This is a genomic window from Actinomadura rugatobispora (genome assembly GCF_055379765.1).
Window position 1 is genome coordinate 262805 of record NZ_AP029191.1, and the last position, 25677, is coordinate 288481.

At 67.4% G+C, this 25677-nt stretch carries 24 protein-coding genes and 2 pseudogenes; 15 read left to right on the forward strand and 11 right to left on the reverse strand.

Annotation, left to right across the window (positions count from 1 at the left end):
• The first annotated feature begins 35 nt into the window (after positions 1-35).
• The gene (locus tag ACZ466_RS00890) at positions 36-1727 is read left to right on the forward strand and encodes a class I adenylate-forming enzyme family protein (RefSeq protein ID WP_378280981.1); all 1692 of its coding nucleotides are present in this window, start codon (positions 36-38) and stop codon (positions 1725-1727) included.
• A gap of 74 nt (positions 1728-1801) precedes the next feature.
• Here ACZ466_RS00890 and ACZ466_RS00895 read toward each other — a convergent pair whose 3' ends face one another.
• Both ACZ466_RS00895 and ACZ466_RS00900 read right to left on the reverse strand, forming a co-directional pair.
• Positions 1802-2395, reverse strand: a complete 594-nt coding sequence (locus ACZ466_RS00895) for an NADPH-dependent FMN reductase (protein ID WP_378280980.1) — start codon at positions 2393-2395, stop codon at positions 1802-1804.
• 49 nt (positions 2396-2444) lie between these two features.
• A complete protein-coding gene (locus ACZ466_RS00900; RefSeq protein WP_378280979.1) occupies positions 2445-5777 on the reverse strand; it encodes an acetyl-CoA carboxylase family protein in 3333 nt (1110 codons plus the stop codon).
• A gap of 120 nt (positions 5778-5897) precedes the next feature.
• Between ACZ466_RS00900 and ACZ466_RS00905 the strand changes: the two genes are divergently transcribed.
• Entirely contained in the window at positions 5898-7025 is a 1128-nt protein-coding gene (locus ACZ466_RS00905) for a homogentisate 1,2-dioxygenase (RefSeq protein WP_378280978.1), read from the forward strand.
• A 1004-nt stretch (positions 7026-8029) separates the two neighbouring features.
• Here the strand turns inward: ACZ466_RS00905 and ACZ466_RS00910 are convergent.
• The 3 genes from ACZ466_RS00910 to ACZ466_RS00920 all read right to left on the reverse strand — a co-directional run bounded on the left by ACZ466_RS00910 (position 8030) and on the right by ACZ466_RS00920 (position 9966).
• A complete protein-coding gene (locus ACZ466_RS00910) occupies positions 8030-8152 on the reverse strand; it encodes an oxidoreductase (protein ID WP_378280977.1) in 123 nt (40 codons plus the stop codon).
• Positions 8153-8626: 474 nt separating this feature from the next.
• Positions 8627-9472 carry an SDR family oxidoreductase gene (locus ACZ466_RS00915; protein ID WP_378280976.1) on the reverse strand — a complete coding sequence of 282 codons (846 nt, stop codon included), beginning with the start codon at positions 9470-9472 and terminating at the stop codon, positions 8627-8629.
• Positions 9469-9966: an SRPBCC family protein gene (locus ACZ466_RS00920; RefSeq protein ID WP_378280975.1), complete on the reverse strand. Its 498-nt coding sequence runs from the start codon at positions 9964-9966 to the stop codon at positions 9469-9471. Before ACZ466_RS00920 ends, ACZ466_RS00915 begins: the two co-directional genes overlap by 4 nt.
• 163 nt (positions 9967-10129) lie before the next feature.
• Between ACZ466_RS00920 and ACZ466_RS00925 the strand changes: the two genes are divergently transcribed.
• The 4 genes and pseudogenes from ACZ466_RS00925 to ACZ466_RS00940 all read left to right on the forward strand — a co-directional run.
• The gene (locus ACZ466_RS00925) at positions 10130-10357 is read left to right on the forward strand and encodes a hypothetical protein (protein ID WP_464042658.1); all 228 of its coding nucleotides are present in this window, start codon (positions 10130-10132) and stop codon (positions 10355-10357) included.
• A 223-nt stretch (positions 10358-10580) separates the two neighbouring features.
• Positions 10581-10892: an iron chelate uptake ABC transporter family permease subunit gene (locus ACZ466_RS00930; protein WP_378280973.1), complete on the forward strand. Its 312-nt coding sequence runs from the start codon at positions 10581-10583 to the stop codon at positions 10890-10892.
• Entirely contained in the window at positions 10789-11205 is a 417-nt protein-coding gene (locus tag ACZ466_RS00935) for an ATP-binding cassette domain-containing protein (protein ID WP_378280972.1), read from the forward strand. The genes ACZ466_RS00930 and ACZ466_RS00935 overlap by 104 nt, the downstream gene beginning before the upstream one ends.
• A gap of 159 nt (positions 11206-11364) precedes the next feature.
• A pseudogene (locus tag ACZ466_RS00940) lies at positions 11365-11635 on the forward strand (transposase); the annotation flags it as partial.
• Between the two features lie 52 nt (positions 11636-11687).
• Here ACZ466_RS00940 and ACZ466_RS00945 read toward each other — a convergent pair.
• Positions 11688-12278: a TetR/AcrR family transcriptional regulator gene (locus ACZ466_RS00945; RefSeq protein WP_378280971.1), complete on the reverse strand. Its 591-nt coding sequence runs from the start codon at positions 12276-12278 to the stop codon at positions 11688-11690.
• 178 nt (positions 12279-12456) lie between these two features.
• Between ACZ466_RS00945 and ACZ466_RS00950 the strand changes: the two genes are divergently transcribed.
• Genes ACZ466_RS00950 through ACZ466_RS00965 form a run of 4 tightly spaced genes read left to right on the forward strand, consistent with a single transcriptional unit; the run spans position 12457 to position 14853 of the window.
• Positions 12457-13197, forward strand: a complete 741-nt coding sequence (locus ACZ466_RS00950) for a hypothetical protein (protein WP_378280970.1) — start codon at positions 12457-12459, stop codon at positions 13195-13197.
• The gene (locus ACZ466_RS00955) at positions 13194-13973 is read left to right on the forward strand and encodes a hypothetical protein (RefSeq protein ID WP_378280969.1); all 780 of its coding nucleotides are present in this window, start codon (positions 13194-13196) and stop codon (positions 13971-13973) included. Before ACZ466_RS00950 ends, ACZ466_RS00955 begins: the two co-directional genes overlap by 4 nt.
• Positions 13970-14551 carry a cytochrome c oxidase subunit 3 gene (locus ACZ466_RS00960; RefSeq protein WP_378280968.1) on the forward strand — a complete coding sequence of 194 codons (582 nt, stop codon included), beginning with the start codon at positions 13970-13972 and terminating at the stop codon, positions 14549-14551. The genes ACZ466_RS00955 and ACZ466_RS00960 overlap by 4 nt, the downstream gene beginning before the upstream one ends.
• A gap of 5 nt (positions 14552-14556) precedes the next feature.
• Positions 14557-14853 (forward strand): cytochrome C oxidase subunit IV family protein, encoded by a 297-nt coding sequence (locus tag ACZ466_RS00965; RefSeq protein WP_378280967.1) that lies wholly within the window; start codon positions 14557-14559, stop codon positions 14851-14853.
• A gap of 1211 nt (positions 14854-16064) precedes the next feature.
• Here ACZ466_RS00965 and ACZ466_RS00970 read toward each other — a convergent pair.
• Together ACZ466_RS00970 and ACZ466_RS00975 are read right to left on the reverse strand one after the other, a co-directional pair.
• Positions 16065-16259, reverse strand: coding sequence for a CsbD family protein (locus ACZ466_RS00970; RefSeq protein ID WP_378280966.1), 195 nt, complete (start codon positions 16257-16259; stop codon positions 16065-16067).
• A 372-nt stretch (positions 16260-16631) separates the two neighbouring features.
• Entirely contained in the window at positions 16632-16766 is a 135-nt protein-coding gene (locus tag ACZ466_RS00975) for a hypothetical protein (RefSeq protein ID WP_378280965.1), read from the reverse strand.
• A gap of 971 nt (positions 16767-17737) precedes the next feature.
• On the opposite strand from ACZ466_RS00975, the gene ACZ466_RS00980 reads away from it, so the two are divergent.
• Together ACZ466_RS00980 and ACZ466_RS00985 are read left to right on the forward strand one after the other, a co-directional pair.
• Complete coding sequence (locus ACZ466_RS00980; RefSeq protein ID WP_378280964.1) at positions 17738-17881, forward strand: hypothetical protein; 144 nt, start codon at positions 17738-17740, stop codon at positions 17879-17881.
• Between the two features lie 457 nt (positions 17882-18338).
• The gene (locus ACZ466_RS00985; protein ID WP_378280963.1) at positions 18339-19796 is read left to right on the forward strand and encodes an FAD-binding protein; all 1458 of its coding nucleotides are present in this window, start codon (positions 18339-18341) and stop codon (positions 19794-19796) included.
• A 598-nt stretch (positions 19797-20394) separates the two neighbouring features.
• Here the strand turns inward: ACZ466_RS00985 and ACZ466_RS00990 are convergent.
• Positions 20395-20691: a hypothetical protein gene (locus tag ACZ466_RS00990; protein WP_378280962.1), complete on the reverse strand. Its 297-nt coding sequence runs from the start codon at positions 20689-20691 to the stop codon at positions 20395-20397.
• 642 nt (positions 20692-21333) lie between these two features.
• Between ACZ466_RS00990 and ACZ466_RS00995 the strand changes: the two genes are divergently transcribed.
• The 3 genes and pseudogenes from ACZ466_RS00995 to ACZ466_RS01005 form a co-directional block, all read left to right on the forward strand.
• Positions 21334-21606 carry a hypothetical protein gene (locus ACZ466_RS00995; RefSeq protein ID WP_378280961.1) on the forward strand — a complete coding sequence of 91 codons (273 nt, stop codon included), beginning with the start codon at positions 21334-21336 and terminating at the stop codon, positions 21604-21606.
• 241 nt (positions 21607-21847) lie between these two features.
• Positions 21848-22174 carry a tyrosine-type recombinase/integrase gene (locus tag ACZ466_RS01000; protein WP_378280960.1) on the forward strand — a complete coding sequence of 109 codons (327 nt, stop codon included), beginning with the start codon at positions 21848-21850 and terminating at the stop codon, positions 22172-22174.
• A 422-nt stretch (positions 22175-22596) separates the two neighbouring features.
• A pseudogene (locus tag ACZ466_RS01005) lies at positions 22597-23157 on the forward strand (transposase); the annotation flags it as partial.
• A 136-nt stretch (positions 23158-23293) separates the two neighbouring features.
• On the opposite strand, the gene ACZ466_RS01010 reads toward ACZ466_RS01005, so the two are convergent.
• Together ACZ466_RS01010 and ACZ466_RS01015 are read right to left on the reverse strand one after the other, a co-directional pair.
• Positions 23294-24514, reverse strand: a complete 1221-nt coding sequence (locus tag ACZ466_RS01010; protein ID WP_378280959.1) for a cytochrome P450 — start codon at positions 24512-24514, stop codon at positions 23294-23296.
• Between the two features lie 188 nt (positions 24515-24702).
• On the reverse strand, positions 24703-25473 hold the full coding sequence (locus ACZ466_RS01015; RefSeq protein WP_378280958.1) for an SDR family NAD(P)-dependent oxidoreductase: 771 nt from the start codon (positions 25471-25473) through the stop codon (positions 24703-24705).
• Between the last annotated feature and the right edge of the window lie 204 nt (positions 25474-25677).

Sequence of the window (25677 nt, forward strand, 5' to 3'; positions counted from 1 at the left end):
CAATCTGCTTAAAAGAATTCGATCTGGGGAGTGTCATGGACGTGCTCGCGGAGCTGCGCCGGGACGACCGGCTGGTGATCGAGGGCCTGCGCGAAGGAGCCCGGCGCCACGGCGACCGGCCGCTCATGGTGGCCGAGGAGTCGGGCACCACGTTGTCCTACGGGGACTTCGACGAGGCGGTGCGGCGTGTGGCCGGCGGGTTCCTGCGGCTCGGCCTGGCCACCGGCGACCGCGTCGCGGTGTTCACCCGCGACCCGGTCACCGCGGCGACGGCGATGTTCGCCGCCTGGCGCGCCGGTCTCATCTACACGCCCGTCAACTTCAATCTGACCGCCGGCACGCTGGCCTACCAGCTCGCGGACGCCCGTGTCGGGGTGGTCGTCTGCGAACGGGCCCTGCTCGCGGCACTGGCCGAGGTGAGCGATGCCCTGACGACCGCCTGCGTGGTCATCGACGGGGACGGCCCCGCCGAGGTCCCCGCACGCCTGCCGGCAGGGCGCCGCGTGCTCACCTGGGCGGAGCTGGCGGACGGTCCGGCGTCGGAGCCCGCGGTGAGCCGGATGCCCTCCGATCCGGCCAACATCATCTACACCAGCGGGACCACAGGGCGTCCCAAGGGCGTCGTCCAGCCCTTCCGGTGGATGAACCAGTACACGTTCTTCGTACGCCGGATGATCGGGCCCGGTGACGTGGTCTACAACGACCTGCCCCTCTACCACGTCGGTGGAGCGATCTTCAATGTCGCCCGTGCGGTGTGGGCGGGGGCGACGGTGGCCGTCTGGCAGAAGTTCAGCAGCCACGACTTCTGGGGCCGGGTGCGGCGAACGGAAGCGACCACGGCGGTGCTGCTGGACGTGATGATCCCCTGGCTGATGAACGAGCCGGCCGCTCCCGCAGACGCCGACAACAGCCTGACCATGGTGCACATGCAACCGTTGCCGGCCTATCACCACGCCTTCGCCGAGCGCTTCGGTGTGCCGTTCGTGACGGCGGGCTTCGGCCAGACGGAGACCGGCTGCTCCTACTTCGGGGTGATCGACGAGGCACCGGGCCGGGACGACCCCTGGCACCGGAAGATCCTCGATCTGCTCGCCGGGTTCGGCGCGCCCGTCATGAAGGGCGACGCCCCGATCGGGAAGGGCTTCATGGGACGGCCGGCCCCGTTCATGGAGGTCGCGGTGCTCGACGAGATGGACGAGCCGGTCGAGGGGGACGGCACGGGCGAGCTGGCGGTGCGGCCCCGGCTTCCTCATCTGCTGCTTCGCGAGTACTTCGGCCGTCCGGACGCCACCGCCGCGGCCACCCGCAACCTCTGGTTCCACACCGGCGATCTGGTGCGCCGCACCGGCGACGGCCATGCCTACTTCGTGGACCGCGTGGGCGACCGCATCCGCACGCGGGGCGAGAACATCTCCTCCGCCCAACTGGAGGACCTGCTCAACGGCATGCCCGGAGTGGCCGTCTCCGCCGTCGTCCCCGTCGCCGGCGCCGACTCCCTCGAACATGACATCGCCGCCTTCGTGGTTCCGGTCGACGACGAGCAGGGGGGAACGCTGAGCGAGCAGGAGGTGCTCGACTGGGCCCAGGAGAACGTCCCCCGGTTCATGCGCCCCCGGTACGTCCGGGTGATCCCCGAACTGCCCAGGACCCCCACCAACAAGATCGAGAAGTATCGGCTGCGGGCGCGGATCGCCGAAGAACTCGGCCGCGAGCACGCGTCGGGCTGAGCCCGGCACACGCGCAACGATTCGGCCCGTGCTCGCCCCTCACCAGCGGCGGAAGGCGAGCACGGGCCGGACCATCACCACATGAACGGCGAGTCCCTGCGGGCCCGCCGCAGCGCACGGGCCCACCACTCCAGCTCGGCGAGCATCGTCGCCGTCGCCGTGCTCACCTGCGCCGCCTGCCGCGGCCGGCCGTGCTCGTCGAACTGCTCGAACATCATGTGGAAACTCACGGTGTTGCGCACGGTCACCGCGCGCAGCTCCGCGAAGACCTGCCGCAGATGCTCGACGGCCCGCAGCCCTCCGGACAGCCCCCCGTAGGACACGAAGGCCACCGGCTTGCCCCGCCACTCCAGATGCACCGAGTCGACCGCGAGCTTCAGCGAGGCGGGGAAGCTGTGGTTGTACTCGGCGGTGATGACCACGAAGGCGTCGGCCGCCTCGATGCGGGCCGCCAGCGCACGGACCTCGGCGGACTCGTACACACCCGTGTTCACCGGTGCCGCCTGCATGACCACCGGCAACGGCACCTCGGCCAGGTCGATCACATCCACCTCGGCCTTGAGGTGCAGGCCCACCTCTCCCGAGAACCACGTGGCGACCGTGGTCGCGAACCGGCCGTCACGGGTGCTGCCGACGATCACCGCCAGCCTGATCGGCTCCTCCTGCATGGCACGTCCACCTTTCGTCACACCTGTCGTCACACTTGCCGTCACCTGGTCACCAACTGTCGACGAGATGCCTGCGGCCCTCCGCCCGTGCGGGACGGGACGGCGGCCGGGCGGCCAGGGCGTGCGCGAGTCGCGCACGTGTCTCGGCCGGATCGACGACGTCGTCGATCTCGAAGTAGGTGGCGGCGTTCAGCGCCTTGCCGCGCTCGTACTCCCCGGCCACCATCTCCTCGTAGACGCGCTGCCGCTCGGCCGGGTCCTCGATCGCCGCGAGCTCGGCACGATGGGCCAGCCGGACGGCGCCCTCCAGGCCCATCGCCCCGAACTCACCGGTCGGCCACGCGATCGTGAAGATCGGCAGGCGCCAGCTCCCGCCGGCCATCGCGACACCGCCCAGCCCGTACCCCTTGCGCAGGACGACCGTGAACGTGGGAACGGTCAGGGCCGCCCCGAGGAGGAACAACCTGGCGAAGTGGCGCACCTGGGCCTGTTTCTCGGCCTCGGGTCCGACCATGAAGCCGGGGGTGTCGCACAGGAACAGCACCGGCAGGTCGAAGGCGTCGCACAGCCGCAGGAAGCGCGTGGCCTTGTCGGCGGCATCGGCATCGATGGCACCGCCAAGGCGCAGCGGATTGTTGGCCACGATGCCCACGGGCCGGCCCTCGACGCGGGCCAGGGCGGTCACGATCGCCGTCCCGAACCCCTCGCGCAGCTCCAGCACGGAGCCGCTGTCGGCCAGCACGGAGATCACGGACCGGATGTCGTAGACGCGTTTGCGGTTCTCCGGGACCAGCCACCGCAGCGTGCGCTGGTCCTCGCATTCCCAGGAGGAGAGCGGCCCCTGGAAGTAGGCCAGGTAGCGCCGCGCCGTCTCCACCGCCGCGCGGTCGTCGGCCACCAGGACGTCGATGACGCCGTTGGCGGTCTGCACCGATGCCGGCCCGACCTCCTCGGGGGCGAAGCGGCCCAGTCCAGCGCCCTCGATCATCTGCGGACCCGCCATGCCTATGGTGGCGTCGGCGGTCGCGATGATGACGTCGCAGCAGCCCAGCAGCGCCGCGTTGCCGGCGAAGCAGCGTCCCGACGCGACACCGACGGTCGGCACCAGCCCGCTGAGTCCCGAGAACAGGGGGAAGGTGACGAGGTCGCCGTAGCCGACACCGGCGTAGTCGGTGTCGCCGGGCCGGCCTCCCCCACCCTCCGCGAACAGCACCACGGGAAGCCGGAACCGCTTGACCAGATCGAACAACCGGTCGGACTTGCGGTGTCCCTGCATTCCCTGGGTTCCGGCCAGCACGGTGTAGTCGTAGGACATCACCGCGCAGGACGCCCGCTCGTCCGGGAAGTCGGCACCGTTGATCCGGCCGATACCCGCGACGAGCCCGTCGGCCGGTGTCCGGTCGATGAGATCGGCCAGGTCCCGCCGGGCGCGCTGCGCGGCCACGGCCAGCCCGCCGTACTCGACGAAACTGCCGTCGTCGCACAGATCCGCCACGTTCTCCCGCGCCGTCCGCCGGTTCAGGCGGTGCCTCGACCGGACCGCCTCGGGCCGTGCCTCGTCCAGGATCGCCGTCCGGTGCCGCAGCACCTCCTGGAGGTCGGGGCGGATCGCGTCGAGGTCCAGGACGCGGTCCGCCGTGTCCTCCGCAGCAGTGCCGCCGGTGTCGTCCAGGATCGCCAGCCGGGAACCATGCTCGACGACGTCGCCGACGGACACGCAGATCTCACGCACCACCCCGCCGCTCGACGCGGTGACCACGGTCTGCATCTTCATGGCCTCGATCACCGCCACCTGGCCGCCGGGCCGCACGTCGTCACCCGCGGCGACGGTCACCTCGACGACGACACCGGGCGACGGAGCCCCGACCGAGGTCGATCCCGGCGGCAGGTCCGGCGACTCGTCCTTCCCGGTGGCCAGGTCGTGTTGCACGAAGGCGGAGGCGGCCTCGGTCAGCTCCGCGGCGTTCTCATCGACGAATCCGGTGACCAGTCGGCCCGCCGTGAACGCGGGATGGCGCAGGACGGCGCGCAGCAGCCCGAGGTTCACCGCGACCCCCTCCAGGCGGAACTCGCGCAGCGCCCGGTCGGCCTTCGCGGCGGTGACGGCGACCTCCTCGGAGGCGGTGTGCACGACCACCTTGGCAAGCAGCGAGTCGTACCGGGGGTTGACGGTGTATCCCGCCAGGCCGCAGCCATCGACGCGGACCCCCGGTCCGGTGGGCGGCTCGTAGACCGACAGCGTGCCGCCCTCCGCGCGGGTGGAGCCGTCCGGCGACATCATCTCGGCGTTGACGCGCACCTGGATCGCCCGGCCGCGGACGCGGGGAGCCTCGCCCGGGCCCAGTCCCAGGTCGCCGAGCGAGGCCCCGGCGGCGATGGCGAGCTGCGTGGCGACCAGGTCGACCCCGGTGACCTCTTCGGTGACCGTGTGCTCCACCTGCAGCCGCGGGTTGACCTCCAGGAAGACGAAACGTCCGTCCGGACGGAGCAGGAACTCGACCGTGGCGACACCGCGCAGCCGCACAGCCTCGGCCAGCCGCCGGGCCGCGCCGCCGAGCTCGCGGCGCACCGGTTCGGGCAGCGCCACGGCGGGCGCCGTCTCGATGAGCTTCTGGTGTCGGCGCTGGACGCTGCACTCCCGCTCCCCGAGGTCGGTGACCGCCCCGGTCCCGTCCCCGACGACCTGCACCTCGATGTGCCGCGCGCGCTGGATGAGCTCCTCGGCATAGACCGCGCCGCTGCCGAACGCCAGCCCTGCCTCGGCGGACGCCCGGACGTACGCCTCGTCCAGTTCGCTCTCGTCACGCACCACACGGATGCCCCGCCCGCCACCGCCTGAGACGGATTTCAGGAGGATCGCCGCGCCGTCTCCGAGTTCTGCGAGGAACGCCTTGGCCCGCTCGACCGTGACGGGTTCATCGGGCCCCGCGGAGACCGGGATGCCGCAGTCGCGGGCCAGCCGCCGGGCGGCGAGCTTGTCACCGAACAGCGCGAGCGTCCGGGGCCGGGGCCCGACGAACACGAGCCCTAGGCGTTCGCACTCGGCGGCGAACTCGGTGCTCTCACTGAGGAAGCCGTATCCGGGATGCACGGCGACGCATCCGGCGCGCCGGGCGACGTCGACGAGCTGGGCGATGTCGAGATACGCGCCGGGGCCGCCACCCGTCAGTCCTACCGCCTCGTCGGCGTGGGCACGGTGGGGGGAGGCGGCGTCGTCCTCGGCGTAGACGGCCACGCTGCGGATGTCGCACTCGGCCGCGGTGCGCGCGACCCGGATCGCGATCTCTCCTCGGTTGGCGATGAGCAGCCCCCCGGCCGACCACTCCGCGGGGGCGGGCGGGTCCGGCCATGTTTCCGGTTCGTTGCTGACAGCTCTTGGCATCCGATCTCCTCCAGAATACTATTCTGGAGAGTAGGGCGCCGGAGGGGTGCGGGCAATAGGGTCCGTCGACTCGGAGGAATTCGGTCCGGGTATTCCGGTGAGGTGAGAGGAGTCAGGGCCATGTGGGCGAAGCACGCGCAAGGCACCGTCATACGCCAGGCCCAGGGCGCGTGGCCGCAGGGGACTTATGAGGAGCACCACGCCCGCGACGGGTTCGCCGGCGACTGCTCGCAGCTCTACCGGGCGCACCCGACGACCGAGTGGACACGGGTCGAGGGACCGATCCGGCCGCGCGGCATTCTCACCGACGACCTGCCCGCCGAGGACGACGCCGACGAACGCGCCCAGCCCACCACGCTGCTGGAGTGCGCCGACATGCGGTTGTCGATCTCCAGACGCCGGCGTCCGGCGCCGTACCTGTTCCGCAACGCCGACGGCGACACCGTCATCCTCGTCCAGCGGGGCTCGGGACTGCTGGTCTGCGACTACGGCACACTCGAGTACGGCCCGCTGGAGTACCTGGTCATCCCCAAGGGCACCAACTACCGGCTCATCCCCCACACGACAGACAACCTGTCGTACGTGGTGGAGACCACCGCCGCCGTCGGCGTTCCCGATCGAGGGCTGCTGGGCCACTTCCTGCCGTTCGACATCGGCGTCCTGGACGTCCCGCGACTGGACGCGCTCAGGGCGCACGGCTCCGGGCTGGACGGTCCGGAGTGGGAGATCGTCGTCAAACGGGGCGAGAGACTGTCGTCGATCTTCCACCCGTTCGACCCGCTGGACGTCGAAGGCTGGCAAGGCAGCGTCACCCCGTACCGGCTGAGGCTCCGCGACATCAGGCCGGTCACCTCCGAGCGGATGGACGTCCCGCCGATCACGCACGCCACCTTCGCCGCCGAAGGCGTGTGGTTCTGCACGATGGCCCCAAGGATCTGGCAGAACGACCCCGAAGCCGCACATGTCCAGCCCTACCACCGCAACGTCGACTACGACGAGATCATCATCAACCTCGGCTCCCCCGAAGGCGACGGGGTACCCGGCCGGCCCATCGGCCTCATGACAGTGACCCCGGGCGGCATGAACCACGGCCCCGGCGCGGCGATGCTGCGGCACCCCATGGAGCGCATGCCCTTCTACCTGCTCAACATCGACACCAGGCAGGCCCTGCGCCCCACATCGGCGTTCGAGCAGGCCGAGATCCCCGACTTCTACGAACGCCAGCGTTTCAGCGGCCCCGGCCGCTGAACGTCGAGCCCCGGCCCGGGCATCGGTCATGGCCGGTTGCGATCGCGGCTCGAGCCCACGCGGCGCGCATTCTGAGCGAAGACCGGGGCCGTGCGGGTCGCCGGGATTGCGAAGTCAACCGAAGAATGCCGCGCGATACGTCCGGCCGGCGCTCAAATCAGTACTCGGTCGCCCCCAAGAAGTCCGACAACATCGATGCGATGGTGCTGGCCGACATCCTGCGCACCGGGACCTGCCCGAGGACTCCGAGTCGGCCCACGCGATCGCAGTGCCGGCCCGTGCCCACCTGGACACAGCCAGGACGTGGGGCCCGCTCGGCCCGGCAAGCAGCCGCTCGGGGAAGTACGACCCCGACCGCCGCTCGGACATGGCCAACTCGATCATCCCGGCCCAGGTTCGCCGAGGTCGGCGCCGCGAACCTCGTCGGCCTCCGGCCGACAGGGCGCCTCAGCCATCATCATGACCAGCGACCGCAGCACACCGGGCCGCCCCGATCTGCTCGGCCGACCGGCTCGCAGCCTCCAACGCCGAACCGAGAAACGTGTTCATCAACCTGGCCGGGGTCTGGCTGGGGATGCGCAGGACCCCTATCCGGTCCTTCGGGGAGCCACTGGCGCGACCGGCTCCAGGCCGCGTCGGTGTAGCCACAATGGTCGCCGCCGAAGAACGTGACCCTGCCGGGAGTGTTGCCAGCGGGCAGGCAGGTTCGGGTTGGCCAGGAACAGGGCGCCGTAGGCGATCAGGTCGGCGATGCCGTCCTCGATCAGCGACAGCTCGTCTGGACGGGTTGAGGATGAAGGTGCGGCCATTCCTTGTGCAGGCGCAGCACCACCTCGCGGGCACCGGAGGACTCCATCGGGTGCAGGTAGGGCAGCTTCAGCGGGCTCAGCCGGGCGACCAACGCGCTGGTAGGTCTCGGTGGCGCCCCGGACCCGGCCCTCTGCTGACCCGCCCCACCCGTCGGCGCGCCGGTTGGAGTCGGGCGCCAGGAACTGGTGGATCAGCTAGCCATTCGCGCCGTGCAGCTCCAATCCGTCGAACCCGGCCGCAACCGCGTTGCGGGCCGTGTCGGCGAAGTCGGCGATCGTAAGAGCGATCTCCTCCCCCGTCAGATGCTGGGGCTTCAAGAAGTCCTTCGGACCCTCGTGAGGGTAGACCTGGCCGACCGCTGCGACCGGAGACGGCCTACCGGGTGCAGGCCACCGGGCAGGAAGTCGGTGTGGCCGACCCTGCCGGCATGCATCGCATCGGTGATCTTCTGCCACGCCGCCACCTGCTGATCAGAGTGCAGGCCCGGTGTCGGGGCAGCCCTTGCCCTCGGTCACGATCAAGCCCGCCGACGCCCGCTGGCCCCGTAAGCACGGCCGCGGGTCATCAGCGCCATCACGATACGCCTGGCCGGCCGCTCGCGGCCCAGCTCAATGGGGTCGAATGCCGTAGTCGTGATCACTTCCTCGTCCTGGGGGACTGCCGGAAGCCGATGCCTCACCTCGGTCCTTCGGCGAGCGTCCTCGCCGGCACATCGGACGGCGAAAGAGCCGCGGGGCAACATCGAGCGGACGTGGCACGTCAGCGCCACAATCAGCCATTCGGGACGATCGTCAGCGAAAGTAGTCGACGTGCCGCTCTGCCCACTCCCGATATGTCGTCGGCGGCCTGCCCGTGATTCGTTCGACCGTGTCGACCGGATCGCTCCACGCCACCTGATCACTTCGCAGCGCCTCGACGATCGCGGTGGCGTCTGTGGCGCTGTAGGCGTGTTCCATCATCTGGACGGCCTCACCTTCAGGCATGATCGCAAAGCGGAGCGGCCGCTCGAGGATGTCCGCGAGGATGGCGACCTGCTCAGATGGGAGCATCCGTTCGGGCCCCGTCAGCGGGTAAGTCGCACCAAGGTGCTCGTCCGATGTGAGGCATTCAAGGGCGACTTCGGCGATGTCGTCTCCGTCGATCGGGGCGACCGCCGAGTTGCCGAACGGATGGCGTACCCGTCCATCGCCACGTACCGCCGGAGCCCACATCAGCGTGTTCGCCGAGAACACGCCGGCCCTGAGGAACGTGTATCCCACTCCGGTTCCGATGAGTGCTTGCTCGGCTTCAGCATGTTCGGTCGTCAGCGGGCTGCTTCCGGCGATCTCCACCGCGAGGGACGACAGGAGCACGACGTGCTTGACCCCGCTGTCGACCAAGAGGTCGCAAAAGGTGCGGGCGTAGGAAGGCAACTGCCTGGCCGGCGCCATCAGGAAGGCGCTCTCCACTCCCCGCAGAGCGCCGGCCAGCGACGATGGATCAGTGAAGTCGCCCCGGAACGCCTCCGCCTGCGCCGGGAGGGTGGTGGAGGCAGGATCGCGCATCAGCGCTCGGCAGGACACTCCGGCGGCCGCGAGCCCTCGAACCAGCGCCCCGCCGACCTGCCCCGACGCTCCGGTCACCAGCACCCGGCTCATCGCCACGGCTCGCTGGCGAGGTAGGCCGAGAAGTTGTCGACGACCAGGTCCCACCCGTACGGAGAGAAGAACATCCGGCGGACGAAATCAGGTCGGGTGTTGAAGTGCATCCCACGGTGCTCGAGGTCGACTCGCGTGGCACCCTCACGGTGTTCGTTGAACCGCACGTCGAGCTCGCTCGTTCCCACCTCGTCGATCGAGGCGTCCACGCCGAGCATGAGCGGCCATTCACCGACGACGCGGCGCGGCGGGTCCCACACAAGCACCTTTCCTCGCCGCACACGAGAGCCGTCGATAGACCGTTCGTACCAGTCTCCGCCGACGGCAGGCTCGAACCCGATGCCCAGGACAGGCTGAGGGCCGCGCCTGTGATCGTGCGGCCACCATCCGCCCTGTCCCGATGTGAACTCCTTGAACGCGTGCAGCGGATCGCACGGCACGACGAACGTGCGCCGATAGGCGAGCCCGTCAGCGGACAACTCTTCCACCTTCACTGAACATGCCCTCCAGGCTTACTCTGCAAAACAGAAGAATTTTCTGTAGAGTAGATGACATGTCGATGCAGGTCAACACCCATACCCGGATTCGGGCGCGGCGGTCTCAGACGGCTGCCGGACGATCTGGGTGAAGCGCGTCCAACGAGTTCGCGCAGGTGAGGTGACGACGGACGAAGCGTGGACCGGACGACCCCACGCCTGGCTACGGGCGCAACTCGCCGGTCCCGGCCAGAACACGAGACCATGCGGCCACGGCGCCTCCGTGATCGATGGCCCGTTCCCGCACCGAAACAGCAACGGCACGCTGCTCTTGTCCGTGGTCCTGGCCGTCATGATCCTCGAGGGCTGGGCGGCGGGGATCGCGGCGATGTGTTCCTCGATCCGCTGAGGGATCCGCTCGATCGTGGCGGTCAGCACGTCGACTGGTCCAGCGGCATCTGGGCGAGCCCGGCGTGGTGGTCGTCGAAGAAACCGGACCCAGAACATGAACGCCCTGATGGCCGGGGACGACGCCGCGGCCGGGCCCGGCGCCTCGGTGCGGTCGCTGCGGATCGCGCTGCTGGTCACGGGATCGCTGCTCACCGCGACGGCGGAATCGGTTCGTCGGGCTGATGGTCCCGCACACGACGCGGTTCCCCGTCGGCGGCGACCACCGGCGGGTGCTGCCGGTGGCCATGCTGCTCGGCGCGGTGTTCCTGGTCGCGGTGGACATCGCCACCCGCACCGTGGACCGTCCGAACGAGCCGCCCGTCAGCATCTTCACCACCGCGCTCGGCATGCCCTGTTGCTGCTGCGGCGTCCTGCGACGGGGGGCGCGTGATGCGGCTGGACATCGCGGACCTCACCGCCGAGATCGGCTCCAAGCGCGTGGTCGCCGAACCCCACCGGTTCATCGGGCCCATCGGCCCCAACGGCAGCGGTAAGTCGACGCTGCTGCGCACCGTCTACCGGGCACTGCGGCCCACCGGCGGGATCGTGTCGCTGGACGGGCGGAACCTGTGGCGGATGCCCGCCAGACAGGCCATCCGGCAGCGCGCGGTGGTGCCCCAGCACGACGACCGGCGGCATTCGATCAGGTGTGGGAACGGGCGATTCCCCACCCGCAGTACAAACTCCCTTGGCCTCAGTAAGGAGGAAGGGGCCCGGCCCCTGCCACAGCTAGGGCGAGAGAGCGTGCAGCCCACTACTCCGGATGGGCGGGTGTCGATCTTGATGCCTGCCGACCGGCCAAACTGAGGACCGCCGAGACGGCGTCTCACCAGCTCAGAGCAACTTCTTCATCCCAGCGCTCTTCTGGCCTTCCAGAATTCACGGTCCACCATCACCACTGACAGTCACCAGATGCTGACAAGCCGACCGGTGCCGCTGCGACGCCGCCACACGTCGGCACGCCTGTCCACGCAGCCATGGGTGGCCGCACTGGTGTGCACCGTATTCGACCAGCCCGCCGCCGAGGAAGCACAGGCCCGGCACGCCCGTGTGGTCGACTTCCTGCAGGCCGAGCATCTGGAACCAGGCCAAGGGCGATTTGAAAGCCTTCGCGGCTTTCCTGCGGCAGCTGTGACGGCAGATCTGGTCGAACGCTCCCCAGGAGCGGTTGGACAAGGAGATCCGCCGCAGCACCGACGTGGTCGATATCTTCCCTGACCGGGCCGCGATCGTCCGCTCACCGTTCCGACGCCTCGACGCCCGCCGCCGCGCCTTGGCGCCTGGCGTGTTCAGGGATGCTGGTGGCCGTTGATCAGGGTGCTGATCTCTCGGGCGAGAGGTCCGGCCAGGGGGCGGTCGAAGAAGTCGGCGGCGGCCCAGTCCCTGATGCCGTCGGCGACGAGCATCTGGGCGATGCGCGCGGTCCGGGCGACGTCCGCCTCTGCGGGGATCTTGCCGTCGCGCTGCGCCTGCTGGAACGGCTCGAGGAAGAGGAAGGCGAGGTCGGCGTCGGTGGCGCCGTCGGCCAGGGCGCGCCGTTCGGTGCGGTAGGTCTCGATGACGGCTTCGAAGATCAGCTCTGGGGGGTAGCGGCGCATGTTGTGCTCCAGGAGCTCGATGACGGCTTCGATCAGGTCGACGAGCTCGTAGGGGCGGGACGCGACGGCCTCGGCGGCGCGATGGGCGTCGCGCATGGTGAACACCTCCATCTCCCAGAGCACGTCTTCCTTGCGGGCGAAGTACACGTAGAACAACGCCTTGGAGACGCCGGCGGCCTTGCAGATGTCGGTGACCGTGGTCTCGGCGAAGCCCTTGGTCCGCCACAGAGCCAGCGCCCCCTGCACGATCGCGTCCCGGCTGACGTGGGAACGCGCGCGCACAGGAACGGCCCTTCCCTGACCATGGTCATGTTTCGATCTGGGAGGAACTTTCGCCATGGCAACGGATCCTACCGCATCTCGATCATTGACTACCGTCAGGAAACGATGCATGCTGCCAGCACAGAAGTACCCCTCGCGCATGAGGAGAACGCGCTTTACAGCCAGAGAAGAGGAAGGTATGCAGGTCCTCACAGAGAAAGAGGAATCGGCCGTCTCGGCTCTGCGGGCCCAGCAGGTGATCTTGTGGTCCGCGCCCGTGCTCGGTCTCGTCCTGCTGGTGCTGTTCGTCGCCTTCCCGGGCTTCTTCCCGCCCATGTCGCCGGACATGAGCGCGGCCGAGGTCGGGACGTTCTACCGGGACAACACCCCGCTGATCCGGTTCAGCATGGTCGGCTTCAACCTGTTCGGCATCCTGATCGTCCCGTTCTTCGTGCTGATCATGGTGCAGATGCAGCGGATGCGTAGCGAGAGCCACATCTACGCCTTCTCCTATCTCACCTCCGTCGTGGCCGGGGCGACCCTGTTCGCGCTGTCGAACGTCTTCTTCGCCGTGGCCGCCTTCCGGCCCGGCCGGGGTGACGAACTGATCCAGGTGCTCAACGACCTGGCCTGGATCATCTTCATCGCGCCGATCGGCATGCTGGTCGCCCAGTTCGCGCTCCTGGCCCTGGCCGTCTACGCCGACGACCGCCGGGCGCCGGTCTTCCCGCGCTGGGTGGGGCACTACTCGTTGCTGACCGCGCTGGCCATGGTGCCCTCGGCGGGTGCGGCCGTGTTCCGCGACGGTCCGCTGGCATGGGACGGGCTGGTGTCGTTCTGGCTGCGCAACGGCGCCTTCACGCTCTTCGTCGCGGTGATGTTCTTCATCCTGCGCATCGCCCTGAAACACCAGGCCGAGCAGAAAAGGGCGACGTCATGACGGACACGGCCGCCGTTCTCACCGAGGACGGCTCCGGCGGGCCGCCGAAGCCGGAACGCCTGGGCAAGCGGGAGGTCTGGATCTTCTACTGGGCGTTCAGCGTCTTCTACACCGCCCTGTCGGTCGGGATATGCCTGCTGGGGCGGGCCACCCCGCCGCCCCGCCCGGACGTCAACGCCATGCAGGCCGCGGCCTGGTTCGACCAGCACCAGCTAGGCATCCAGGTGGGCTTCGTGTTCCTCCTGGTGATCGCCGGAGGCGCCGCGATCTCCAACGGGATCATCGGCTACTTCATGATGCGCATGTCATCCGGCAAGATGCTCGCCTACGCCTACATCGCCACCATGGGCGTGGGCGCCATCCCCGGGTTCCAGTTGATCCTGGCCTGCTGGCTCACCGCGACCTTCCGCCCCGACCGCTCCCCCGACGTCCTGTATCTGCTCTACGACCTGGGCATGCTGTCCTACAACGGATCTCTCGGCTGCTTCACCGCCGCCTACACCGTCATGGCCATCGCCATCCTCTACGACAAAAACGGCATCTTCCCCAAATGGTTCGCCTACATCACCATCTGGCAGATCGTCACCGAGATCCTGGCCAGCCAGATGTGGCTCCACCACTCCGGCGCCTTCGCCTGGAACGGCATGATCACGCTCTACATCGCCCTCGTCGTCTTCGGCCTGTGGATCGTCTGCTTCCTGGCCCTTTTCCGCATCGCCGCCAGTCGCGAAACCGTGGACACCCCCGCCCTCTACGAGTTGCAGGACGCCCGATGACCGCCGCCCTGCGAAACGGTCGGCCGGCCCGGGAACGGCGACTGCCCGGCGACGTCGACATGTGGGTCATGGTCCTCGGCGACCTGTTCTTCTTCGGCTGCTACTTCGTCACCTACATGGTCTTCCGCGCCATGTCCGCCGAAGAGTTCACCGCCTCCCAGCGACACCTGAGCGTCGGCATCGGCGTCACCAACACCGTCGTCCTCCTCACCAGCTCCCTGTTCGCCGCCCTCGCCGTGATCGCCGTCCGGGAAGGGGCGGTGCGCAACGCCCAGCGGCTGCTCCTGGCCACCGGCGCGTGCGGAGTGCTGTTCACCCTGATCAAGGCCTACGAGTGGTACGTCGAGATCAGCCGGGGTTACACGATCCAGGACGAGTTCTTCGGCTTCTACTACGTCCTCACCGGCGTCCACCTCGTCCACGTGGCCTTCGGGCTGATCATCCTGGGCGTCGCGGTCCGCGAGCTACGCGACACCCGCAGGAGGCGGCCCACGATCGTCGAGCAGAGCGTCCTGTTCTGGCACATGATCGACCTGCTGTGGGTCGTCATCTTCGCCATCCTCTACCTGATGAGGTGACCCACGTGACCACACCCACCGACCAGGCCCTCAAGAAGGACAAGCGGACCGTCCTGATCGCCTGGGCCGCCCTGTCGGCCGCGACCGTCCTCGCCTGGCTCCTCACCCCCGGCGAATCCCAGTCCGCGACGGTCGTGGGCAAGGAACTCGTCGCCGCCATCGTCGTGCTCGGCCTGGTCAAATGCCGCCTGATCATCCACTACTTCATGGAGGTCCGCCACGCGCCCCGCTGGCTGCGGCTCGCCACCGACGGCTGGCTGGCCGTCCTCTGGCTGGCCCTGCTGGTCATCTACCTCGTCTGACAGCGGCAGGCCGAACGATCGGCCGGACCCCGAGCCGATCGTTCGGCCGCCGAAACCTTCCACCACGGTGGCCCGCGATCCAGTCCGAGCTGTCGCTGTGGACGCGGGACCCGATGGGCGTCGCCACCCGGCGGCACGGTCGGCGCGTTCTCGGCCGGTCGCAAGGCGCTGGACCTACCCGGCCAATGGCCAAAGAGAATCCTCGGTGGGTCATCGCCGAATTCAGGATGAGGTGCTGGGTCTGGGGCATCGAGTCGGTGAAGGCACCGCCGGCGGATCTTGGCCGCCGTGGAGAGGCCGAAGGGCGTATAGCCGCGCTGGTCATCGTCAGCGACGGCGGCAGGCCCGAGCCCAAGGAGGCGACCGTACGGTTCGCGCTGCTGCAAGCGCGGGTGTGCGGGCTCGCTCGGATGCCAACTGGTGGACGACCCCACCACCGTCGACCTGCCGGCCAAACCACGCCACCTGGTCGAAACCGTCTGGGAGCCGACGTTCCGCCGCCCCTGTCACTGGAGCAGACCCCGTGGCTGGGTCCGCGTGGTTCCGGCCCTCGGTCAACATCCCCAACCCGCCGCCCGCGGCCCCACCCGGTTGGGCCGCGAAGATCAATGTGCTCCTGATCTGGGGGTGTAATGCGGCCCGGCCAGGCTGCTTTACTGCGCCGGGCAGATGGGCATCGACCGCACGAACCCTTCGGCTCTGGCCGCCGACGGCGCCATCGGACCCCCTGGGCACCGGCCGACCCAAGCTTGGCGGCAGCCACCGCGCCCATCCCGGGAGTGTTCTTCACATGAACGCCGCCTCGGCGAATGCACGCAGCGGCCGCGTCGTGCTCGGGAGCCTGGCGGGTGCGGTGCTGCTACATGGCCGTTGCACGCCGGAAGATGCGGAAAGGACAACGCCGAGCGTTGCCCGAAGCTCTGCGCACCCGACCGTCCCGCAGCTGCAGAACGCTCCTGCGGTCACACTGACGGACCTCGTCTGGGAGGACTGCCGCGGCGTACGACTCCCCCACGCTTCCAACGACGGCCCGCCAACCTCCGGGACGGCCTGGCGAACGGTTACTCGCGTACGCCCGAGGGGCGCTGTCGGCAGCGATACATCAACCTGCGCGTCAACGCCCGCTGGGGCCTGACGTGTTCGAACCGACGACCACTCGACAGGGCGCCGGGCCAGGCAACGACCAGTCTGTCGCGGCGCACGTGCGAACATCACCGCTCGGTGGTGCGGCGCACCTCCCGGGCCGCGTCCTTGACTTTCTCGCCGACCTGCTTGGCGCCGCCCGCAATGCGGTCCTTGCGGCCCTCAGCCTTCAGGTGCGGATCGCGCGACTCGTGCCCCGCCTCCTCCTTGGCGCGCCCCTTGGCACGCTGCGTCTTGTTCTTCAGCTTGTCGAGCAGACCCATGATGTTCCCCCCTCCGGTCGGCGCCGCGTCCGCGGCTCGTACCGGCCGATAAGGATCGCGTGCCCGCCGCGGCCCGTTCTATTCGCCCCGACAGCCCTTGGGTGCCGGATACTGTGCCACGGCCGCGACCTGAGAGCGCTCGTATTTGAGCGCTCCGAGTCGAGAACGGCACAGCCGCAACCCTCGGCGAATGAAGCCGCGTCGCTACGCCCGTGGGGACACTGCTGAGTCAGGCTTCGGAGGGGCCGGGGATCTGGTGTTGGTCGGCATTACCGGCGCGCCTTCGCCCCCCGGACGTCGCGCACCGACGCTGAGTCGGCTCCTGCCCGTGGAAACATACGGTCGGCAGAGGGGGCGGAGGACAAAGTGGAATCATGCCTTGTGGCCCGCCGATGGCATCAAGCCGCGTTCGTCCGCGTAGGAAACGACGCGGGTGGGGAGCACTTCGTCGATGAGAACGGTGCAGCCCGTGATGAACGCGACCCGGTCGGAGGTGAGGAAGGCCACGAGCTCGCCGTTGTCCTCGGGTTCGCCGACCGGTCGGTCAGGTGGTGGCCGATCCCCATCTCCCGTGCCTGCGGTGGTGACCGCGAGCAGCCCACGGGGCCGGCTGCGATCTCCTCGCCTCCTGCGCCGTCCACCACGCACACGCACGCCAGGTCGCTGGCCACAGTCGGGTCGGCGGGAAGTCGGCGTCTCGGGCCGGTGGCCGCGCAGCCCGCGTCAATGATCTAGGGACCAGGGGACCGCCCTGGCTGCCCCCCGCAGAAATTCACACATCGCCGACCGGAGCGGCGGAGACTTGCTCGCGCACGCACGGGCGACGACTGGCTGACGTTCAACGTCCGGACACCCGCCGCGAAGCGCATCGCCTTGTAGGCACCTGGTAGAGCGATTCCCAAGCGTTCTTCAACCGACTGCCAGTCAATTAACGCTCTCTCACCCCTGCCATTCCACCAGTTCGGCCAGTCTGACAACGCTCCGCACCCTCAGCAGCCTCAGACAAAGATAGTCCGAAGATATCGCGGACTGCCTTCATGGTTAGAACAGACCTCCTCAGCCTCGACGCGCTTCCCTGTGAAGGGCCAGCCAGAGAACGTCCGTACAAGCGAGGCACTCTCGACCAGTCAAGGGATCCGATCTAGGGGAATCCATTCCCCCGAACAACCGAGGTGAAGGGCCATTCCTTCACCGATTCCCAGATCGCGCGGCATGCGGGCTATTCCAGACTCGACCCTATGGTCGCGGATGAGTGCGAGATCCACATGGAGACGTTCACGCTGTTCATCAATACCTTGATCAGCAAGTGCACCCGCTCGAACCACGTGATACTCCGCTCAGCACCCTGACGGCACGAGCTGCGGGACCTGCACAGCCAAGGCTACGTCTTCGGCTACCAGCTCTACTTCACCGACGACACCGACTTCGAGGCCGGAGCCGGCAACGCGGGTGGCACCGACTGCGTCGGCATCATCGCAGTGTCATGGAACGACAACCAGGTCGTCCTGCAGTTCGGCGGCTCCTACGGAACCTTTGGCCACTGGTATCTGGCCAACGGCGACGGATACGTCATCTCGGTCAAGAAGGCGATCTTCGGCGGCACCGTCAGCGGGCTGAGCTGACCTCACCGCCCACGCACCACCTGTCCCGGTGGGACGCGACGGCCGGCCTTCCGCCGTCGGTGCCACCGGGCCCGCCTCGCCCCCGGTGCCTGACGAGTCGGCCTTGGTCGCGGGTGAGGACGTGCGGTTGTGCTCACGCTGCCTCGTGGCTTGGGGACCAGATGATCGACACGATCTGGAGAGTCGGCGCTCGCGAGGTGAGGGTTGCCGTCGATGATGCTGTCCGCCATCGGGTCTCCTCGGTTCGTGCGTCTCGGGCGGTAGACCGTGCCAGGCACGTCGCACTCATCGGTCGATCCTGCCTCGATGATGCTCGCCTGCCCCACGGCTCGCCTGTCGAGACCCGAAGCGCCGTAGTAACCCTTTTGTGGCTGTCATCCGGTTTCGTGCGGGTAGCGGCGCCGGGTGCCGTCGGCGATGATCGACGCGATGTGACCGCGCTGCGAAGGGGTCGGGTATGACGTGGCATCCGTGGAGACAGGCGTTTCTCACCGCGGGGGCGGCCGTGGTCGGTTTCGACCCGTCCACGCGCACGTGGGTCACAGACGCCGCCCAGTCTCCCGGAATGGTCGACCTGCCGCCGCTGAAGGGCAAGGTGGTGACCGATCCCGCCTCGCGCGGCCAGGCGGCCGACGACTTCGGGCACCTGGTCCATCGGACCCCCGGGGCTGTGCTGGAGCCCGGTGCCGTGTCGGACATCATGCTGATGATGAAGTACTGCCGGACGCACGACCTGCAGGTGGCCGCGCGCGGCCAGGGACACGCCACCTTCGGTCAGGGTCAGGTCGCGGGCGGTCTGATCATCGACATGACCCCGCTCAACTCGGTTGAGGTGCGGGAGGACACGGCCGTCGTGGAGGCGGGCGCGCTCTGGAGCAGCTTGGCGCAGGCGACCCTGGCCCACAACCTGACCCCTCCGGTCTTCACCGACTACCTGGAGCTCTCGGTCGGCGGCACGCTCGCGGTGGGCGGTCTCGGCGGCCAGACCCACCACCACGGAGCCCAGGTGGACAGCGTCGTGGAGCTGGAGGTCGTCACCGGGGATGCCAGCCTGAGGAGGTGTTCCGCGCAGCAGCGCCCCGACCTCTTCCGCGCGGCGCTGGCGGGAAGAGGACAGTGCGGCATCATCACCAAGGCCACCCTGCGCCTGCTGCCCGCCCCCGCGACGGTCCGCCACTACCTGCTCTCCTACCCGAGCGTCGCCGCGCTGACCGCCGACCAGCGGCGCGTGGTCAACGACGGCCGCTTCGCCTACGTGGAGGGAGAGCTCGGACTGCCGACCGGCTCCGCCGGCTGGAGCTACCAGCTCGAAGCGGTCGCCTTCTTCAACGGCACGACCCCGCCCGACGACGCCAGGCTTCTCGACGGTCTGCGCGACCAGCCCGGCGACCGGCAGATCCAGGACATGTCCTACTTCGACTTCCTCAACCGGCTCGCCGCAGGCGTCGTCTATCTGAAGTCCACAGGCGAGTGGTACCGCCCGCACCCCTGGTGGAACATGCTCCTGCCCGCGAGCCGCACCGACGCCTTCGTAGAGGCCGCCATCAAGGACCTGACCGAGACCGAGGTCGGCGCCAGCGGCGTGGTCCTGCTCTATCCCTTCCCCCGCGCCCGCCTGCACCTGCCCTTGCTGCGCCTGCCCGACGAGGAGACGGTCTTCCTCTTCACACTGCTCAGAACCGCCTCACCCGGAGCCGAGAACCCGCAGGAGATGGTGGAGGCCAACCGTTCCCTCTACCAGCGCGCCCAAGCCGTCGGGGGTTACCAATACCCGGTCGGCTCCATACCCACCACACCTGAGGAGTGGCGCGCCCACTACGGCCCCGCATGGGCCGCCTTCAAGACGGCCCGTGAACGCTACGACCCCGACGGAATCCTCACTCCGGGCCAAGGTGTCTTCCCTCCGGGACCGTGAAGTCCGCAGCCGGATCACCCGTGCCGAGTCTCGCCGCCAAGCGAAGGGCACGGTGTTGCAGGACCTTCGCGTCGCCGACGCTGGCTCCGAGCGCCGCCGCTGCCTACAGCCCTGCAAGAAGCGCAGCTCCAGCACCGTCCGGTAGCGCGGGGACAGGCGGGGCAGGACGGCCGCCGCCCGGCCTTCAGAGGCGGCGTGCCCGGGAGCCCCTTCGTCCAGCAGGTCCTCGACGTCGATAACGGTGATCTCCAGACCGAACCCGCGCTTCCAGCAGCCGGCGAGGACCGTTCTGGCCGTCCTCCCCAGATAGCCGATGCCCAGATCGACACGCATCAGAGCAGAACACCCCATCACGCCGCAGCTTCCCAGCACGACCTACCAGCCGCTGCCCACAGACCGGACACCACCGCCCCTCCGAGCCGCCACCCCCCACCCGAACAACCAACCTCCACTATCACCCGACCCGTCACATACACAGCCCCTGATCAGGCGACATTCAGGAACAGGCTCTCACCCATGAAGGGCTTTCTCGCCACCTGTGAGGTGTCAGTATCTCCAGGTACGTGTTGAGCTGGGCTTTCGGTGACCAAAACTCACATTAGCCCTCCGGAATCCACCGTTCAAGAGCCTCCACAATCGCCTTCATTCGATTCATGAATGCAACCTCATCAATCTCTTGAGAGTTGAGGCAATTCCATGCCTTCATAAGATCTTCATGCAATTTTCCGCGATGGATGAGGAGATTGGCCAACTCCACCCCATCGAAAGTTGGCTTTCCTACCAGCAAAACCCATTCCCTGGCTTTGGCCTCTGCCGTAATTCCCCGCCCAGCCAAAGCAAGCGACTTCCACGATACGCGCTCGTCCGCTGCAATCCGGAGGAGACAATCGAGCACTTCAGAATTTCTAGCTGCCAAGTTGCCACTCCCAACTTTAAGGAATCAAGCCCTGTGCACGCGTGAGTTTCACCACCCAGTCCATGGACTTAGGCCACCGGAAGGCGCATCGTACCCTCCCGCTCGCAGGGCGCTCGTGCAATACATCAGGCAATTATTAGTATTCTCATCGTATTCGCCCCACCCTCCAAGTGTGTCCTCTTGATACTGGAGCGCCCTTGATGCGGCGATGCCCCCATCGTGGATTCTCAGTGGCCAGCCCCACCACCAACTCGCGGACCTCTTGCGAGACAGGCGGACGACCGGCCCTGCTCGGGTAGGTCCAGTGGTTGGCGACCAGGCGCCTATGCCAGGCCAGCAGCGTGCTCGGCGTCACGAGCCGATGCGAGCGCAGCCACAGCGGAAGTCGACGCGCCAGAGCCGAGACACCGCAGTCGGCCCAGTCCAGTCTGGGCCGCCCGACCCGCCGACGCAGCACCGCGACCTCATGCCGCAACACCAAGAGGTATCACCGCGAACCAGCCAGCTCATAACGCGGGTGAACATCAAGTACGGCAGCCGAAAAGGCACGAGAACCGAGGGTAAAGCCCAGCCCACGTGCCATGGACGAGTTCTGGCACCTCACACTCCGCGAATTCCCGGATGATCACGACGAATCGCATCCTCGCCGAGAAGCACGTGATCCCGCTGATCGGCAAGACCAACCTCAAGGACTTGAGCGCGGACGACGTCGATGACTGGCTCGATGGGCTCACGGAAGTGCTGTCCACCCGGAGCCTGCAGGGGGTTCACTCGATCCTGAAGCGCGCCGTCCGGCAGGCTCAGGCGCGAGACGAGATCGTGCCGAACTGGTCACTACGCCCAAGGGCAGGGGCTGACGTCCGAGCAAGGCGCTCACCCTCGACCAAGCCGTGACCGTGATGGAGCAGGCCAAGTCGTCGCGGCTGCACGCGTACGTCGTGCTCAGCCTCATGATCGGCATCCGAACCGAGGAGGCGCGGGCACTCCAGTGGGATCACGTCGTCGCATGGGTGGACGATGAGCCCGCATGGCGGCCGGTGGCCGAGGTCGGCTTCGACCATGATCGGTTCGCCGTCTACGTCTGGCGCTCGGTACGAGCGCACGGCGACACCAAGACCAGAGGTCCCGCCGCACGTTGGAACTCCTGGACGAAGCGGTCGACGCCCTTCGCAAGCGTCACGCGCGCCAGGCGGCTCAGCGCCTCAAGGCCGACCAAGCGTGGAAAGGCACCGGCCTCGTCTTCTGCTCCCGGACCGGAACGCCGCTCGATCCCGCTCACGTGCGGCGGGGATTCCGGCTGATCACCAAGAACGCGAAGATCGGGGAGAACTGGACTCCCCGCGAACTCCGTCACTCGTTCGTCTCGAGTATGAGCGACAGCGGCGTGCCCCTCGAGACGATCGCGGATCTCGTCGGGCACGCCGGTACGGCGGTCACCAGAAGGTGTACCGGCACCAGTTGAGGCCGGTCATCAACGAGGGAGCCGCCACGATGAACGCCGTCTTCGGTCGGCGTACGTCGCGTGGCGGTGCCTCCCCGTTCGGCTCCCGCCTCGAAGATCGAAAAAGGTCCCGGAGTGATCTCCGGGACCCTGTCTGAGCTGGTGAAATCGGGTGGGCGATACTGGGTTCGAACCAGTGACCTCTTCGGTCTGAAGCAACTCAGCTGGATCGATCTTCGTCGGGCCCTGCTCTGAGACGAACGGGGAGCCCCTCACCTGCGCAAACCCCTTGAGGGAGTCCCGGCAAGTCTGAGGAAGTCCAGCGCCATCGAGAGGCGTTGGCTCCCCGATTTGGCTCCCGTGGCTCCCTCCGGGCGGGGCCCACATGACAATCAGTAGACGACCAGAGCAACTCGCGTCGTTGGAGCCTGGCACGCCTGCGTCGCATCAGCGCGTTCTGCGCCTATGCGAGTCCTGTGGGGCGGGCGCTGATCGATCGTGAGCTTTATCTGCCGAAGTCGTGGACCGAAGACCGTGAACGATGCCGCCAGGCGGGTATCGGTGATGAAGTGGAGTTTGCCACCAAGCCCGATCTGGGCAAGGCCTTGCTCGCACGGGTGGTCGCATCGGGAATCCCCTTCCGGTGGGTCACCGCGAACAAAGCATACGGGCAGGTGCGGCGGTTGCGGTGGTGGATGGAAGAACGCGGAATCGCGCACGTGGTCGCCGTTCCCAAAACGCAGATAATGATCTCGATGAAGTTGACCCAGGACAGGACTCGACCACTATCTGTCCGCGGCTACCAGTCATGGTATCGCCACATCACTTTTTCCATGACTGCTTCCGCCTTCCTGGTCAGGCTCCAGCGGGCGGCCAATAAGGGGAGATGGCGAATACCTACCGGCAGGTATTCGCCCTCTGAGCATCAACGAAATCCGTCGCCTGTGAAACCACGTCGCAATGCGCACGAAACACTTAATCGACCACGCCCTGAAATGGTCTGAATGGAGAAGACGCACCCAGCAACGAACTAGAGACACAACCTGTCGTTGCAGTACTAGACGCTTCGCTTACGCGCATCTGCCGGGAGCGTTGCACGAGTCCGAGCCATCGGCTGAAGCTCGGGACTCTGCGCAGCAGTCACAGTGTCGTATGAAACGTGACGGGAAGACGCTCGTACGCGTTGGTCATGATCGACATGACAGGCACTGGATCGGCGCCGACTTCCCACCCGACGAAGCGAGTGACGAGTTCGTTGAGAAGAACCTGCACCTCTAGGCGGGCAATGAAATTACCGGGGCACGCGTGCTCACCCGACCCGAACGAGAGGTGGACCGGCCTTCGGTCCCGACCAACGTCAAAGCGATGCGGGTCGGAGAACACGCTTGGGTCACGGTTCGCGGCGCCATAGCACATGTAGACGTGCTGACCTCGTCGGATCCTAGTGCCATTGAGGACGGTGTCTGATGTCACCGTTCGCAAGAAGCCCGGGACAGGAGCCGTGAAGCGCAGCACCTCGGTGATGGCGGATGCGCAGAGGCTCGGGTCCGAAACCAGTCGATCGAGCTCACGGGGGTGCGCGGCAAGAGTGTCGATCGTGTTGCCGATGAGGCTGCGCGTGGTCCCATTGCCGGCCACGAGGGTTGCCGTGGTCAACATGAGGATATTGATGTCCCTCAATTTCTCGTTGTCGATCTCGGCCTGCAACAGGGTCGAAATCAGATCGGCCCCCGTGCAACCTCGCTTCGCCTCAAGAGCTGCCACGAGGAACTCGTTGAGTGGCACCAGACTCTGCGCGACTTCCGCCAGCTCGGCCTTGCTGAGGTCCCCACCCATACGCTCCACGTCGTCGGTCCAGGAACGAATATGGTCGACAGGCACCGATTCGATTCCCAACACCGCACAGATCGTATGGATCGGCAACGGCACAGCGATCTGGTCGACCACGTCGATCTCCTCGCCCGGCTTGATCCGGGCTACGAGGTCGATCGCGTTCGCGCGGATCCGCGGCTCCATGTCCGCGATCGCGCGTGGCGCGAAAGTCGGCTGGATCACTCGTCGCAGCTCGCGGTGCCGAGGCGGATCGGTCGCAGTTATGAGCTCTGCGCCTTCAGGGAAGAAGGAGTGCGTGATGTCGCCGTACTTGGCATCGTTCAGCGTGATGCCGTGCGCCGAGCTGTAGATCTCAGGCGTTCGGCTGACGTACCGGATGTCCTCGTACCTGGTGAGCAGGAATGTGTTGAAGTCCTCGAAGTACAAGACCGGGTCAACCCGACGCGCCTCGTCCAAGAGATCGTGGGCATCGTCTTGTCGATACCACGACGGATCGTCCAAGCGAATGCGGTCGGCCAGGTCGCTCATGGCAGGTCCTTGGGGATCATCAGGGTGTCAGGATGGCACGATGGTGTGCCCATATGTCAATCCAATCGCTGCCGCCGACCAGGCGCCGAAAGCGGTCTCCGAAGTCGTTCCCAGATCTTCGCTCGCACGACGGGCAGCTGCCGCCCTCGACGCGACCGTGATTCGCATTCGCTCCAGGCAGGTGCCGTTCAGCCAAGCGAGCGTGGATGCCCGAGCAACGAGTTGCCCCCGCCGTAGTGCCATGATTGGCCGGTCTCGAAGAACTCATCGCGCAGCATCACGCATACCAGCCAGGCGATGTCCTGGGCGGTGGAGGACCGGCTGAGCGGCGTCAGGTCGATGAAGGCCTTCATGTGGTCCTCGAACGCGACGCCGTACTGCTCGATTCCCTTGCGCAACATCGGAGTGTCGTTGGCGGTCGGGATGACGGAGTTGATGCGCAACCGCTTGTCGCGGTATTCGATTGCGGCGGCCTGGAGGAACCGATCGGCGGCGCGCTTGGCGGAGACGTATCCCGCCACACCCACCAACGCGTCGTACGCGCCCAGCGAGGATGTCGTGACGATGGCGCCGCCATCAACGATCTTGTCGGCGACCGATTGAATGAACCACACCGTGCCGTGGTAGTTGATCGATGTCATCCGCTCGAGATGCTCCGGGGTGATGTCACGGATCAACACCCGGTCCGCGACCCCCACGAAGTTGGCGGCGATATCGAGCCGGCCGTAGCGCTCGATCACCGCTGCCACCAGTCGCTGCGTGTCATCCTGCCGGGTGATGTCCGCCTCTACCGCGTACCCGCCGATGTCACGGGCCAACGCCTCCAACGGCTCCCGCCCGAGGCCGGAAACGACAACGGTGGCGCCTTTGTCCGCGAGCGTCCGCGCAGTGACATCACCCATGTTGCCCGGCACGGATGCGCCGACCACCAGAGCGATCTTGCCTTCGAACTCATTCACGTAACGACCCTCGCTTCGCAGGGATTCCGGCCAGCCGACTGAAGAGTCGCACTCCGCCTCGTGCATCGATTGACATACTGGCACAATATTCGCGCATTGTGAACTATGTCATGGAGGGTCCTCGTATGAGACCGAGCCGGCTGATGGATCCCGCACGTCATCGCCTCCCCGCGCCGCTGTTCCCCGTGTCAAGAGCCAGCAGGC